Annotated in this window: 13 protein-coding genes; all 13 read right to left on the bottom strand. The window is 49.5% G+C overall.

The annotated features are described in order from the left end of the window. Positions 1-18: 18 nt before the first annotated feature. Positions 19-672: a DUF1525 domain-containing protein gene (locus tag ACPW75_RS24690; RefSeq protein ID WP_210537794.1), complete on the bottom strand. Its 654-nt coding sequence runs from the start codon at positions 670-672 to the stop codon at positions 19-21. Continuing rightward, positions 672-3641 (bottom strand): conjugative transfer ATPase, encoded by a 2970-nt coding sequence (locus ACPW75_RS24695; RefSeq protein WP_210537796.1) that lies wholly within the window; start codon positions 3639-3641, stop codon positions 672-674. The genes ACPW75_RS24690 and ACPW75_RS24695 overlap by 1 nt, the downstream gene beginning before the upstream one ends. A gap of 9 nt (positions 3642-3650) precedes the next feature. After that, positions 3651-4097, bottom strand: a complete 447-nt coding sequence (locus ACPW75_RS24700; protein ID WP_210537804.1) for a hypothetical protein — start codon at positions 4095-4097, stop codon at positions 3651-3653. After that, positions 4051-5571, bottom strand: a complete 1521-nt coding sequence (locus tag ACPW75_RS24705; RefSeq protein ID WP_210537806.1) for a TIGR03752 family integrating conjugative element protein — start codon at positions 5569-5571, stop codon at positions 4051-4053. The genes ACPW75_RS24700 and ACPW75_RS24705 overlap by 47 nt, the downstream gene beginning before the upstream one ends. Beyond that, positions 5568-6500, bottom strand: a complete 933-nt coding sequence (locus tag ACPW75_RS24710; protein WP_210537808.1) for a TIGR03749 family integrating conjugative element protein — start codon at positions 6498-6500, stop codon at positions 5568-5570. The genes ACPW75_RS24705 and ACPW75_RS24710 overlap by 4 nt, the downstream gene beginning before the upstream one ends. Further along, a complete protein-coding gene (locus tag ACPW75_RS24715) occupies positions 6500-7153 on the bottom strand; it encodes a DUF2895 family protein (RefSeq protein WP_210537810.1) in 654 nt (217 codons plus the stop codon). Before ACPW75_RS24715 ends, ACPW75_RS24710 begins: the two co-directional genes overlap by 1 nt. A gap of 2 nt (positions 7154-7155) precedes the next feature. Next, positions 7156-7554, bottom strand: a complete 399-nt coding sequence (locus tag ACPW75_RS24720) for a DUF3487 family protein (protein WP_210537813.1) — start codon at positions 7552-7554, stop codon at positions 7156-7158. A gap of 10 nt (positions 7555-7564) precedes the next feature. After that, positions 7565-7906: a DUF2976 domain-containing protein gene (locus tag ACPW75_RS24725; RefSeq protein WP_216945323.1), complete on the bottom strand. Its 342-nt coding sequence runs from the start codon at positions 7904-7906 to the stop codon at positions 7565-7567. A gap of 54 nt (positions 7907-7960) precedes the next feature. Further along, positions 7961-8335, bottom strand: a complete 375-nt coding sequence (locus ACPW75_RS24730) for a DUF2976 domain-containing protein (protein ID WP_210538633.1) — start codon at positions 8333-8335, stop codon at positions 7961-7963. Between the two features lie 281 nt (positions 8336-8616). Next, positions 8617-8994, bottom strand: a complete 378-nt coding sequence (locus tag ACPW75_RS24735) for an RAQPRD family integrative conjugative element protein (protein ID WP_210538634.1) — start codon at positions 8992-8994, stop codon at positions 8617-8619. A gap of 267 nt (positions 8995-9261) precedes the next feature. Further along, positions 9262-10281 (bottom strand): trypsin-like serine protease, encoded by a 1020-nt coding sequence (locus tag ACPW75_RS24740; protein ID WP_210538635.1) that lies wholly within the window; start codon positions 10279-10281, stop codon positions 9262-9264. A gap of 1 nt (position 10282) precedes the next feature. Continuing rightward, positions 10283-10537: a hypothetical protein gene (locus ACPW75_RS24745; RefSeq protein WP_210538636.1), complete on the bottom strand. Its 255-nt coding sequence runs from the start codon at positions 10535-10537 to the stop codon at positions 10283-10285. Positions 10538-12415: 1878 nt separating this feature from the next. Next, on the bottom strand, positions 12416-12904 hold the full coding sequence (locus ACPW75_RS24750; protein ID WP_210538352.1) for a hypothetical protein: 489 nt from the start codon (positions 12902-12904) through the stop codon (positions 12416-12418). Positions 12905-12922 lie beyond the last annotated feature (18 nt).

Raw genomic sequence — 12922 nt, forward strand, 5'->3', positions numbered from 1 at the left:
CGCGCGCCTAGAGATAGTTTATTCACCATTCCCCCTTGTCGAGCCGTTCAACTCTCCACGGCTTCGCATCATTTCAAAGACCGAGTAGGCCTGTAGCGGATCGAGGCCATACACAATCCATTTTTTATTAAACACAACTGCAGGTACCTTCTCAACATTTAGAGACCGAGCCATCGTCAATGACTCTGCTGTAGTAGCATATTTATCAAGGACACTCTTTTTACTCAGCTTTGCGAACCGTTTGGTGGCGATTGCTGCAGCCTCCGCTTCAGAGGCGGGAAGTCCGGCACTCAATTCCATCTCAAGCTTGTAGATTTCATCTATCTGCCGGATGTGCACTGGTACGATCAACTTTTTAGCTAGTTGAGCACCTTCCACGTCATATCGAAGGCCATCCACGGTAAACACATCTACTTGAGTAACCTGCACTTCAGTAGCTTTAACTTGCGAGCTCAAGAGCGGGATCAGGATGACGAAAACCGTCAAGCTATGTCTAATCATCTGCCGTTCAACCATGCCATTCCGGCCATCCCCGAACAGGACCATTGCGTTAAGCTCAAGTGCTGCAGGCTGCTGATATGGGATATCAGTATCAGGCCCTCGGTTCAGAGTGTTTGTGCGCTTCATCCAGGCTTTCTTCCATGCGGTCCAGGGCCATCTTGCCAGCATCATCAGGAAGCCTCCTGTAGGCGTTGAGAGCGGCTCACGGCGTCCGAGCTGCGAGCCCTGATCTTTAGCCCCCGCTTGCGGTTCAGTTCTTGAGCCATCATCTCTGCGGCTTGGTACTGGGAAGACAACCCATACTGTTCCATCAGGGCACGCCGTTCGCTCTTTTCGTTCGGGTCTGTCATGGCGAGAGTCAAGAATATTGATGGTGGCACCTGACGAACCAACATTTCGCCAACAGTCTTGGGGTTACCCATCACAACTCCCTCTGTGTAGGCCCGTTGCTGCTTAGAGCAGCTCAAGATCATGACTTTCTGTTCAGGGGTCAAATTTCGGTACTTGCTAAGATCCTCCACCTCCTTGAATTCCATATTCAGCAAGAACCACCACTCGAATAGACCAAGCACCTTCTTGATGTCGTCACCTTTGGAGAAGTCTTCTACGTTCTGAGTGGCCAACAACATCCAAAGGCCTATCTTACGGGCAACTTTTACAGCAAATGCTATTTGGTACCCAAGAAGGGGGTTACCGGTGTAGAGGTGAGCTTCATCCACAATATTCACGACATCACGACGTTGGTTCTGTGTTTCTTCCGCCTTGTTAATTACTCTCTGCATGTAGCCAATGTAAGCAAGAGCAAGCTGAGCTGGATATCGGTCCGAACCGTAGACGCCAACATCAAGCACTGTTACATCCGCATCAGGCCAGGGTTCACCAACAGTATTGAACATTCGAGCATCCAGCTCGCCAGTGCAGTACATTTCGAGCGAGGCCGCTAGCTCTTTTAACCGGGTACGCTGGTCAGGTTCCAGCTTGGCCTCCCGTTCCGCGATCTCGAGCATTGCTTCTCGAACATCCTGGGTCAGTGTTTTCTTTCCATCACGGTAACTCTTAATCCCTGCAGCTAAAATGGCTGCACGCATAAGTGCTTTATCCAGCTGAGTGATCCGGGCGTATGCTTCCATATTGCCGCCTGTCACCATGATATAGAGGGACTGCTCCATTTCACCCAAGGGATCCCGTGGTGCATCATCTTCATCTTCATCTTCATCCTCATCATCAGCCGGCGTCTCATGCTGTGCTGTCATGGCTGCCGCCTTAGCTTTCGCCTTGGCTTCTTCGATTTGCTTCACAACTTCGCCGGCATCGAGGAATGGGCATAGCGAAAACTTGGCAGACTTGTTGATCCGCATGTAGTTAACCGTCAGGCCATGCTGGGCGAAATATTCACTCAACAGCTCAAACGACCCACCTTTATCCAGGATGAAAAGCCGTGGCCTATGCACAGCCATCACCGAGGCGGCCATATAGTTCAACGAGGCTGACTTACCTGAGCCTTGGGGTCCGATAACCACCCCATGAGCAGCCCGAACCCGGTCTTTGCCAAACATGTCAAACGTAAGGGGCTCACCCCCTCGATTCCATACCACAAGCCCTGGATTCCCTGTTCCCTGTTCGCGACCAAAGATCGGACACATGTTGGCCAAATGCTGGGAGTAGTAGAGCTGCATGTACTGGCGCTTCGTATCCAACTCTGGCTGGAAACAACCAGGTAGGTGCAGCGGGTAAGATTCAGTGATCAAGGGGTCTGTGGATGCGTCGAGCGCCATGACTCCGTTAGAGAGGAGGTTGTTTTTGAGTGACTTGCACCGGTCCTGCAGATCAACCAAATTTTCGCCGCGCACGTATACGCCCTGCGAAGCATAGAAAACGTCCTGATCATTCTGACGTTGGAGTTCAACTTCATTGAGTGCCTGCTGGGCCCGCTGCGCCTCCTGGGTCTCCCCCTTTTGGGCCGAACTCAAGCTCATGAGGTGCGAATCAATTTTCGTTGGGCTGACAAAAATAATAGTCTGAACAAGCATTGCACCGGCTGGTACAGAATCCATGAGGCAACTCGATCGTTGATTTTTCCCTGTACCTTTAGAAACCTCACCAGTCAATTGCCCCATATCCGGAGCCTGAGTTAATCCCTTAAAACGCATGAATGTATGTGGCATATCATCAAACCACCAACATCCATTGTCAGGGTCAGATATAGGCTCGGAAAACAAAACACTCTCAGCCAGATTAAATCCAAAAGGCTTATCCTTTTTCCGCTTAGGGTAGCCTACCAGTCGATAAAGTGCCTCACGATCACCATTAGTAATCGGTGGGTTGGGATTAAACCAATCCGTTAACCACCGAAATACAGTCTCGCCATCTAAGCGGCGAATCTTTACGCCAGAAGATGACAATAGATGAGAAAAACGATCCGCAACCTCATTAATATCATTTATCGGGTCAAAACTTGCCGACTCCATTTCTATCTTCGTGCAGCGCCTGTAGATTACACAATAAGTTCTCCGCATTTGGCCACGCCATTGTTTGCCAGTGACCTGAACATCCTTAAAAATACCTTCGGCCTGGTTAATGCCACGAAAATGATCCTCAAGAACATCAAGGAACTGTTCTGTGAATTCAGTATCACGAACTTCCTCATGAATAGATGCATATATATCATCAACATATCTATAAAGGTCATCATCCTTCCATGAATATATCTGAAGAACCCAATCAGATCCTCCATGAGCTATTCCGAATGCTTGCTTAAATGCAGCTTGAAGAGTATTCCTAAGTTCAGCAATTTGGTCTTTGGAGCGCCCCTCTGTTGCGATTGGAGATGCAGCGAACACTACTGCTTGAGAATAACAGTCCTCAAGCATAAAGGTTTTACTTTCTTCTAGGTATTCGGTGATTGAAAGCCTATCGGCAAAGCTATTAGGGTTGCGTCGATAATGTGACTGGACCAGTTTTTGTGTAACCGGCCCAAGCTTTCTTGCAAATGATGGCTTACGGGACTCATCAACATAAGATACTTCTTTGGTTTCATGATCCACTTCTGTTTGTACACTGCAGTGTTTCAGGTTTTGCTGAGCAGATGATTTTTTTGCTTGCGGAATAAATATATCTTTAATTTCCTGAAATAAGCTCACGAGTTCACCTTAGTCTTGATATTGCTGATTATCTGCCGCAACTTTACTCTGATCATACCGAGCATCCATTAACGGATAGAGTTCACCAGGAAGAGCATACTCGTCACGTTCAAACATTTTTGTTTCAGTGATGTACGCCGGGATCGGGGATCGCCCCTTTCCCGTGAGATGTGCAGGTACAAAAATATAAAGCGTTGGATTCGGGAGCACCTGATAACGTGGTTTTGGTGAGTTATGCAACTCATACACATCAATGTCAGGTTGGACGCCAACCATTTGAGGGGTTGTCATAATGCGATAATCACGCGCACTTGCGCCACCCCCCATGGTCTGATCAAAAACCATTTCAGCGGTGATGTCAGATTTTGGAATTACATCGTCCTTACTAGCACAACCAGCAAGGACGGCGTTAATCAAAACCACGATTGTTGCTGTAGTGATTCGTTTGTTGAACATGGGATACCTTGCGTCCTTTTTTATCATAATCAATGTCTATTTGGCTGGTAAGGTGAATTTCTACTCTGGTTCCAGGAGGTACGTAAACAGCGTCATATGCCCCTTGCTGACGTTCAGCAAGTGCTTCAGACCCTGATTGGACCCCCTTTCCAATTCCTTTCCCAAGCATGTAATTTATGCTGTTACTTTCGCCGACTATTGACGAACTTGAACTACCATCAGTATTCTTTGTAATCTCCGCTTGCCCATTCGCAAATGCTTCAGCCGCCCCGGCGAATGTATTAATGCCCATTGTCTGAGCTAGATAGGAGGGTAAGTTAGTAATGTACTTACCAGATATGCAAGGTACACCTTGGTAATCAGCTAAATATCCTATCCCTCCTTCTTCCTTACCTTTGCTAGAAACAGTGCGAATGGTCCCATCAGTAAAGGTGTAGGTGACGCTGTTAATCTGTCCATATAAACACTTTAAGGTATAGTCTCCTCTTGCTAAGCCGGATACTACCATCCCTTGAAGGTTTGGGATTTTGATACCGTTGGTAGCCAGGTTTTTTTGGCCTACTACAACTTTGAATGGGAATGGATCAGTTACTTGATTATTAAGTGGAACTCGACCTATCAATGCTGTAGCGCCTACAGAACCGAGAAAACTGGAGTTTTCTGGAATTGTATAAATTGGTATCAAGCTATCCTTTTTCTCATCATCAGAGAGTGTCATAAGGTTTGAGTTGGTACCCTTTGATGTGTGCAGATTCCGATAACCGGAGCCTTTGAACTTAGGGTATTTGAGTACGTCTTTCCCAGTCTGTTCATCAACGACTCGCTGAGCATCTGATGGTACAATCCACTCCAAACTCTCGTCTCCATCAGCAGGCAGTGATATAGGGCCAACAGATTGTGATCCGCTCCCATTTGGGTTAAATAGGTTTGGCACCGTAGGCAAGTCAATGGTTTTTCTTCCATTACCTGCAGGCGTTTCATCTTGTTCCAACCCGAAATCTTTCCCTGGTTGGGTTCGCTCTGGATAAGGGTCCACGACCGTTTCAGTCGCCGCCGGCTGCTGTGGTTCTGAATTCTCTTTGGTCGACAGCTTCATCTCCAGCTCTTCGATCTTTTGCTTCAGCGCTAAAACAGTCGGGCTATCGGCCTCCATGGGCGGTGCAACTGGAGGCGGTGAATTCCTTGAAGTATTCTTCCCTTCTTCAACCTGTACTAAGCGAGAGCTCAAGTCTGTTACTGCTTTAGCTAGTGCTTCAACAGATGTTTCTGGCGTATCCGCGTCAGCACCAAGGCGTGTGTGCCTGCGGTCAATGGTAACCTTTCCCTCCCCCTCCCCCTGCTCCGCTTTAATAGTGTCAGCATGGTTATTCTCTGGAGCGGTGAAGGCCGCGTATCCAGCTACGATGGCGCCCACTAACACCGCTCCAGCGCCAATCTTGAGCATTGGGTTTTCCCCTACCATTACACCACTCATTTATTGCTCCCCTGGCGGTGATACTGATTCACAGCTGGTTGTGATGACGCCACAGGAGCCCATGGAGCAGGGCTTTCATACCGGGAGTCACTAAAGGGGCGGTCGGAGATTACATAAAGCATGGTAGTGTCTCCAGGTACGTTATTCTGATTCAGCTGGATATGTTGTGCGGCAGCATAGGAATATTGCATATTCAAATGAAAGGGATTTACTTTGACCGGGGACGATTTACGGTTAACCAATTTTATAGCAGTCAAATACTGACCGGAAGTGCTTTGCCAAGCTGCTATTGGAGTTGCATCGAAAATACCATATGAGGTATCGATAAATAGATCTCTCATATCTTCCGCACTATTAAGTGCTGTTCGATTTAATCTTTGGTCGTTGGTTCGTAAACGAGGTGGGGCATAAAACTCCCTAGCTGCAAACTGGATCATTTCCTCTGGAGAAATTGCGGCATCTCCAGATGTGTCGAATGGTGTACCTGCAAGGGGATTGTCATCAACAGGTGCCGACTTCTGAGAGCCGGTACCTGTCCCCGAGATGGCCTCCGCAGCCGCACCGGTACCGGCCTCGGACCCTGGCACGGAGATCAGCACTTCATCGAGCGGAGCACCAGCCTTTGGCACTGCAACGAGCTCGAGCAATACAATGTCTCCTGAGTCATTCAACTTCACCTTCACCTGGGTCGGAGCAAACTCATCCTGGGCTGTTAAGTAGAGGGTTCCCTGCATACTGTCCGCATCGAGTTTGTCTGCTAGCGATCGAGGTCGTCCAAATACAACGTGGTCCGGGAAATGTATGAGGCGTTGTTCTCCAACTTGCAGTGGGATCTTGATCGGCTTGCTACGCCATTCAATTGGCTCTACTGCAAATACGGAGCAGGACATAACTAGCGCTAAGCTTGACGCAAGGATACTTATTTTCATCACTGCGCTCCCCCCTCAAACTCAATTCGAAGAGGTTGATTAATGGCAGTGATTCGCATGTTGAATGGGTTGCACACAGATCCAGAGTTGTCAGCAGCAACACGGACACGGTAACGAAGAGCGTGATCCTTTACTGGGGTTCCCTCTAACGATTCGATCAGACGCAAGTCCAAATCAACATCCCAAATTCCCGCGCCAACAAAAGACACTGATCCTTCAACATCCTTTAGATCTGTAATTTCGCTTAATCGTCGAGTTCTATTTGCAGACTGACCATCGCTAACACGGAGAGCGTGCAAAGCGAGTTGTTCGCTTTTCACGCTCTCAGAAATATAGCAAGCATAACGGTTCAGATTCTCTGGCATTTCCTTGTCGCCATTTTTTTTCCAATAGTTTATAGACCTCACAACTTCACTTGCGAAAAGGTATACATTGGGCTTGGGGATGGTGTTGCTATCAAACTGTGCGCCGGCCGATAAATCAGGGGGAATGTGCACAGTAATATCATTCTGGCGGAGTGCACTTAAGACTATCTGAGCTATCAGGATCAATAGTAAAACTCCTGATATGAGCTGCCAGTCCTTAACCCTAGCATCGCTTCTATCCAATGCATTTCTCGCCCTACCTTTATTACGACCAAACACATTGTTCATTATTACTTCCTTACCGGGCCAATGTAGTTAATATTTTTACTCTTTGACAGACGAGTGTCCCACTTGATTTTATCTGTCATCATCCCGTCAAATTTCATCCAGCCACGTTTTTGGGTGTATCGTTTTAACTTGAGCCACATCAAGGGACCATGCCTCTTTTTGGCTGATTCTATCTTCCCTGCTACAAGGGGGATTACGCCAAGGCTTACAATCATCCCAATAACAAATCCTATTAGCCCTTCGCTAATTAACAGTGAAAAAACAATTGCACTTGTACTACAACAGATCACAATTGCTGTGCATGTAACAATTAGCAACTCATCTATTGTTAACCCTTTCCATAGAGCTGGCTTTTTATCAAGCCGCTCTAAGGTAGTCTGTATAGTGTGCTCTCGCCCCATTTTCACAGCCCTATAATATATTAAGTGCCATCACGCCCAGTGATATCCCGAGCGCAACCAAAAGTGCACCAGCCACGATATTGCTTACCAGATCACGCCATGTAACCTTGCTACCTTGCTCGCCGATCTGGTGATACTTTTGCCATGCGTTCTTCGCAACAGTTAACAGAAGAGCTACGATGAGCAGCATGACTAAAAGGTTCACACCCAACAAGACAAGACTGATAACAAGATTATGTGGATTTTCACCGGCGCCATTTCCATTAGGAGGAGTTATTGTTGGTATACCCACAGCACCAGCAGGGAAGGAAATCACTGCAAGGCTACAAGCCTGCGTACAAAGCCTTTTCATTCACTTATCCCCATTTAATAGGCAGGTAATACCTGCCTATTATATATTTTCGAATTAGCTAATAGCACTCGCGCCGAACACACCAACCGCATAATTGGCCATTGCAACACCAAGACAGATCAGCAACGCCCCGGCAACCAGGTTGCTCGCCAAGTCACGCCAAGTCACCTTACTGTTCTCCTCCCCCAGTTGGTGGTATTTTTGCCAACCGTTTTTTACGACGGTAATAAACATGAGCGCTACCAGTAGAAAAGCAATGACTGTAAGCCCCCACTTAAAGAGGTTTACTATCAATGTGAATGGATCATTACTAGCTGAGCCTCCTGGGGCATTTATCGTGGGTAGGCCAACCGCATTAGCCTCGCTGGCCATGAGAGCAACCATAAGACACGCCCCCCTCAGTCTATTACTAACCTTTTTCATTGGCATCCCTATACTCCTCACTTAAATTTATTAATGCACAATTGCTTGAACAACCAGCAATATCAATGCGCTCAAAACTACGGCGGTAATAACAGCCTTGAACATTCCATAATATGTTACCTTGTCAGTCCCCAATCCTTGATAACAGGCATAGGCTACGAACAGAATAAATATGAATGCAGCCGCGTACATACTACCTTGAAGCAAAATTGATGTTTGGCTGAATGTGGAATTAGCTCCGACAGCAGCCATGCATTGAGATACATTTCCACCTGAACAAGATGCGCTCATTTCTTATACCCCATTGGTAATGCGCGTTCGCGAGACAAATTTGCGTCCGGCCGGGGTAACGCATGCGCTCTTTGGTAATCCGTGTAGCCACCATCCAGGGGGACTATGGCTGCCGGATCCATGGGTGCAGACAGGTATTGCAAGATCCCGTCTTCGACGGTGCTTAGGTCGGCACGAATGCTTCCATACTCCATACGTAGCCGACTTTGGTTATTCATGCCCGCGTTCTCAGCTTCGTCGAGCAACTTGTTTACCCGAATCAACTGCTCTCGGACACGGCTCAGGATCTCACGCTCTTGCCAGGCATCAGCTACCGATGCTGTGGAAAAAAGGGCTAACACCCCAACGCTGATCACCGTCTTCAACAATCTCACTCAACACTCTCCATTTGCTTGGATCCGTGACACCGTAAAGTGCTAGGTCCCAGTGGTGCGGTCTTTGAGGCGTGGCATGTTTGTCAGTCAACTATCCACAATGGGATTCTAACTCGGGGCCTTGGGATAAAATGAGCGCTTAAAAATGAGGGGGTTTTCTGGCTGGGGTGGCAAGAGCCTTCGATGCTTCGCATCTTAAAGATCTATCAATAAAAAAGGGAGGCCTTAGCCTCCCTCATTGCAAATTGCCATTTTTACCAGTAGGTATCAACTACTTGCGGCTTGCTTAGCTATGAAACGACGTGCCATTGCTACCAGTGCCAGCCCTATCAGGCCAACTGGGCCGGTTGAACCACCACCACCACCACCATTTTCTGTAGGCTCCGGAGTCGGAGTGACAGGCGTTGTCTTTTTATTCACCTCAACCGGATCGTTACCTGTAATGAACAACTTGCCGCTTCCCTTCACAACAACTGTGCACTCCTCAAGAGGGGCGGCCGTCCCGCTTTTGCAGGTATTCGATTCGATTGCGAGATCCCCTTCGGTATAAGGGGCGAAAACTTCCGGGTCCTTGTGGAAGGACTGCACCTTGATCGTAACACTCCCCTCGCCCTTCACCTCGACCGGATAAGACCATGCAGCGATTGTTTCAAGCATCCATGCAGTGGTTTCTGCTTTATAGAACGCTTGGCACGATTGAATGAAAGTTCCATCACCTTGACCAGCAGAACCTTGAATTACCCCCCAAACCCCAGCTTCGTTATAGCAAGGACCGCCGGAGTCACCGGGCTGCGAGGTGCCAGTACCAATCCCGTTTACGGTGTCATATTTCAGTTCGTAAGCATCTGGTGACCATCTTGCGTCTGCTTTACCTACAGTCACATTTGAAGCACCTTTCAGTTTTCCACCAGAGAGGCTAGACCAGCCAGCAATTAACTGGGTAGAGCCGACCGCTGGTTCTGTGTTAATAACTTTTGCTGTTGCCGGCATTTTTTTATCCAGCTCCAGCAATGAAACATCATATACACGCGGCACGCTGCCATCATGCATAGGATGAATTACTGTGCGCTTAATATTCGCCACACTTACATCGATGTTACTGACAGTCTGGCCTGTCAGATCACCACAGTGGGCCGCTGTTACAACCCATTTCCCAGCGATTACGGTCCCAGAGCAAGTCCCACCCACCCGCACAAACTCAGGTGAGTTAATTTCTGCGCCATTGAAAATGGCGTGAGCAGGCGTAATTGCAGACATAAGCAGCGCGGCAACAACAGTCTTTTTCATATCATCCCTTATTTTGTTCAAATTTATCTTTCATTGCCAGTGACGTTCTAATTAGATTATCCAGTTTTATTACACTTCCTTTTAGCCTTGACACTTGTGATTGAGAGGAAAGGCCGTATTTCTTAGCTGTTTGCTCTTGTGCAAGACCATAAAGTAAATGATCTACCAGCGCATCAGCAACCGCTGGGTTTGTACTCTTAGTGTTTTCAATCAACAAACGAATATATTTTTCATCCATTAGCAGTAGCTTTTTCACTTTGCCCCACTCCTAGATTTTGATCCGCAGAAATAGAATATGACTATCATCATACATAGTCAACATTTAATTTCAGTTTTTGGCTTCATTTGCTCCCTCTGAATTACTGATGAACCCTGACTGCCAAGATGCCCATAGGCTATTCGCCGATTGCCCATGGTGTGGCTTCCTCGGCAGTCTATAAGCACCCTGCCACTCGGTGTCTGGTGAGATCCGCGCTAGTGGCCTCTACCAGCTGCTCGGCACAAAGGTCCTTTACGCCGCCGGAGAACACAAGGCCTATCTCAAGCTTCCGGGTGGCCACCGTCCAGAACATGGGGCATCACCGCGGCCGGCGAGCCCAAGGCCTATCCCTGCCGCCCGGGTGGCCACCGGCCGGCACCAGGGGCCCTACCGCGGCCATCGAGCCCAAGGCCTATTCCTGCCGTCCGGGTGACCACCGGCCAGAACAGAGGCATCACCGCGGCCGGCGAGCCCAAGGCCTATCCCTGCCGCCCGGGTGGCCACCGGCCGGCACCAGGGGCCCTACCGCGGCCATCGAGCCCAAGGCCTATTCCTGCCGTCCGGGTGACCACCGGCCAGAACAGAGGCATCACCGCGGCCGGCGAGCCCAAGGCCTATCCCTGCCGCCCGGGTGGCCACCGGCCGGCACCAGGGGCCCTACCGCGGCCATCGAGCCCAAGGCCTATTCCTGCCGTCCGGGTGACCACCGGCCAGAACAGAGGCATCACCGCGGCCGGCGAGCCCAAGGCCTATCCCTGCCGCCCGGGTGGCCACCGGCCGGCACCAGGGGCCCTACCGCGGCCATCGAGCCCAAGGCCTATTCCTGCCGTCCGGGTGACCACCGGCCAGAACAGAGGCATCACCGCGGCCGGCGAGCCCAAGGCCTATTCCTGCCGCCCGGGTGGCCACAGGCCGGCACCAGGGGCCCTACCGCGGCCATCGAGCCCAAGGCCTATTCCTGCCGTCCGGGTGACCACCGGCCAGAACAGAGGCAGCACCGCAGCCGGCGGGCACAAGTCCTATCCAGGGCTCCAACCGACCAGCGACAGGCACCGATGAGCCAAAGCTTATATGTCCTTCCCTTAGCCATGCGCCCGTTCATGTGCCCTATGCTCGTTTGCTCCCATCATCCTGGTCACTGACATTAGCTGGTTGAATTGTTGGCAATCAAACCAGGGTTGACTCCACCCCCTAGTTTCAGGATCCGCTTTGCAACAGTGTCATGTAGAAAAATGAGTAGCGCGATAATGACCCTTCTCGCTACACAAGCAACATGTTAACAGTAGCGTTGCTGGCTTGTTACGGTGGGGCCGTGACAGCAAGCGTGGATGATATTTGGGCCACCTCGCCGGCGACCCAGGACATTTTGTGGGCGCAGCAGTATGCCAAGCCTGTTAATCCTGCGAATAGCATGTCCCTGATTACCTTCAGTACAACTGACGATTCTTCGATAAATAGTGGTGTTTCATACACCAACACGACTGGCAAACCGATGTTGATGACGGTCCGAGGTTCTATCGGAAAGGATATTCCTTGGGCAATTGATCTCTATGTGAACGGTGTACGTGGAGCGTCGTTCGGAAGGGGGGATGGTGCTGGCGGAAATTGGGTCTCGAGTGGCACGGTAATGATTCCGCCTGGAGCAAGTTATAGGATCAATAAGACTCCTTCTGAGGTAATCCACTCAACGATACGCTGGTATTAGATGCCCGCTATCGATAACTATCGGTCATTATGAACCACACTACCTCTCCAACCAGTGTGGTTCTCGTCCCATCAAATACGACTTGGGGCTCCTAGGTTGGCTACATGATTGCCAAGCTGCTCGCCCCCTGGTGATGAAAATGGGCTTGTGGGGGCCAGCTACAAGCCCTGCTATAGACTGTATCCTACAACACGTTTTATTACTGGAGCGCCAGTCCAAACGCCTTGCCCCTGCAGCGTCACCCCCACACCAGACCGGCTCACTTTGATGAGAGCGTCATAGGGCCTATCAGCGTTTTCACCTCCCCGGTTGTAGATTCGCACATCCCCTCTAGTGACGGCTTCTTGAAGGTCGAACATCAACTGAGTGATTCCCCGACCATCTAAGTCAAAACTGACATAGAGCACATTGACGGTGGAAGGCACAGTGATACTCACTGCCGTGGAGGATCCGCTATAGAGGTCAACTCGACCGCCCGTTCCAGAAAACGAGGGATTGACTGCGGCAGCATAGGCTTGAGCCCACTGGGTATCATAAGTTGCCGGCGAGGCCGCCCAAACTTCATCGACGCCAGAGTACGCTTTGCCACAAAATAACAACGTTATCGCAATAATTGCCAAGCTATATCGAGAAGGGTCATTATCGTTACGAAGCTTCATTCAGATCTCCTTTATTGG

It is taken from the genome of Aeromonas sp. FL131 (assembly GCF_049860615.1).
Classification (GTDB): Bacteria; Pseudomonadota; Gammaproteobacteria; order Enterobacterales; family Aeromonadaceae; genus Aeromonas; species Aeromonas hydrophila.

What these genes read in the sequence shown, in the direction of transcription:
- ACPW75_RS24690 (WP_210537794.1), bottom strand. Translation starts at nt 672, where the DNA reads ATGATGCTGGCAAGATGGCCCTGGACCGCATGGAAGAAAGCCTGGATG.
- ACPW75_RS24700 (WP_210537804.1), bottom strand. Translation starts at nt 4,097, where the DNA reads ATGTTCAACAAACGAATCACTACAGCAACAATCGTGGTTTTGATTAAC.
- ACPW75_RS24705 (WP_210537806.1), bottom strand. Translation starts at nt 5,571, where the DNA reads ATGAGTGGTGTAATGGTAGGGGAAAACCCAATGCTCAAGATTGGCGCT.
- ACPW75_RS24710 (WP_210537808.1), bottom strand. Translation starts at nt 6,500, where the DNA reads ATGAAAATAAGTATCCTTGCGTCAAGCTTAGCGCTAGTTATGTCCTGC.
- ACPW75_RS24715 (WP_210537810.1), bottom strand. Translation starts at nt 7,153, where the DNA reads ATGAACAATGTGTTTGGTCGTAATAAAGGTAGGGCGAGAAATGCATTG.
- ACPW75_RS24720 (WP_210537813.1), bottom strand. Translation starts at nt 7,554, where the DNA reads ATGGGGCGAGAGCACACTATACAGACTACCTTAGAGCGGCTTGATAAA.
- ACPW75_RS24725 (WP_216945323.1), bottom strand. Translation starts at nt 7,906, where the DNA reads ATGAAAAGGCTTTGTACGCAGGCTTGTAGCCTTGCAGTGATTTCCTTC.
- ACPW75_RS24730 (WP_210538633.1), bottom strand. Translation starts at nt 8,335, where the DNA reads ATGCCAATGAAAAAGGTTAGTAATAGACTGAGGGGGGCGTGTCTTATG.
- ACPW75_RS24740 (WP_210538635.1), bottom strand. Translation starts at nt 10,281, where the DNA reads ATGAAAAAGACTGTTGTTGCCGCGCTGCTTATGTCTGCAATTACGCCT.
- ACPW75_RS24750 (WP_210538352.1), bottom strand. Translation starts at nt 12,904, where the DNA reads ATGAAGCTTCGTAACGATAATGACCCTTCTCGATATAGCTTGGCAATT.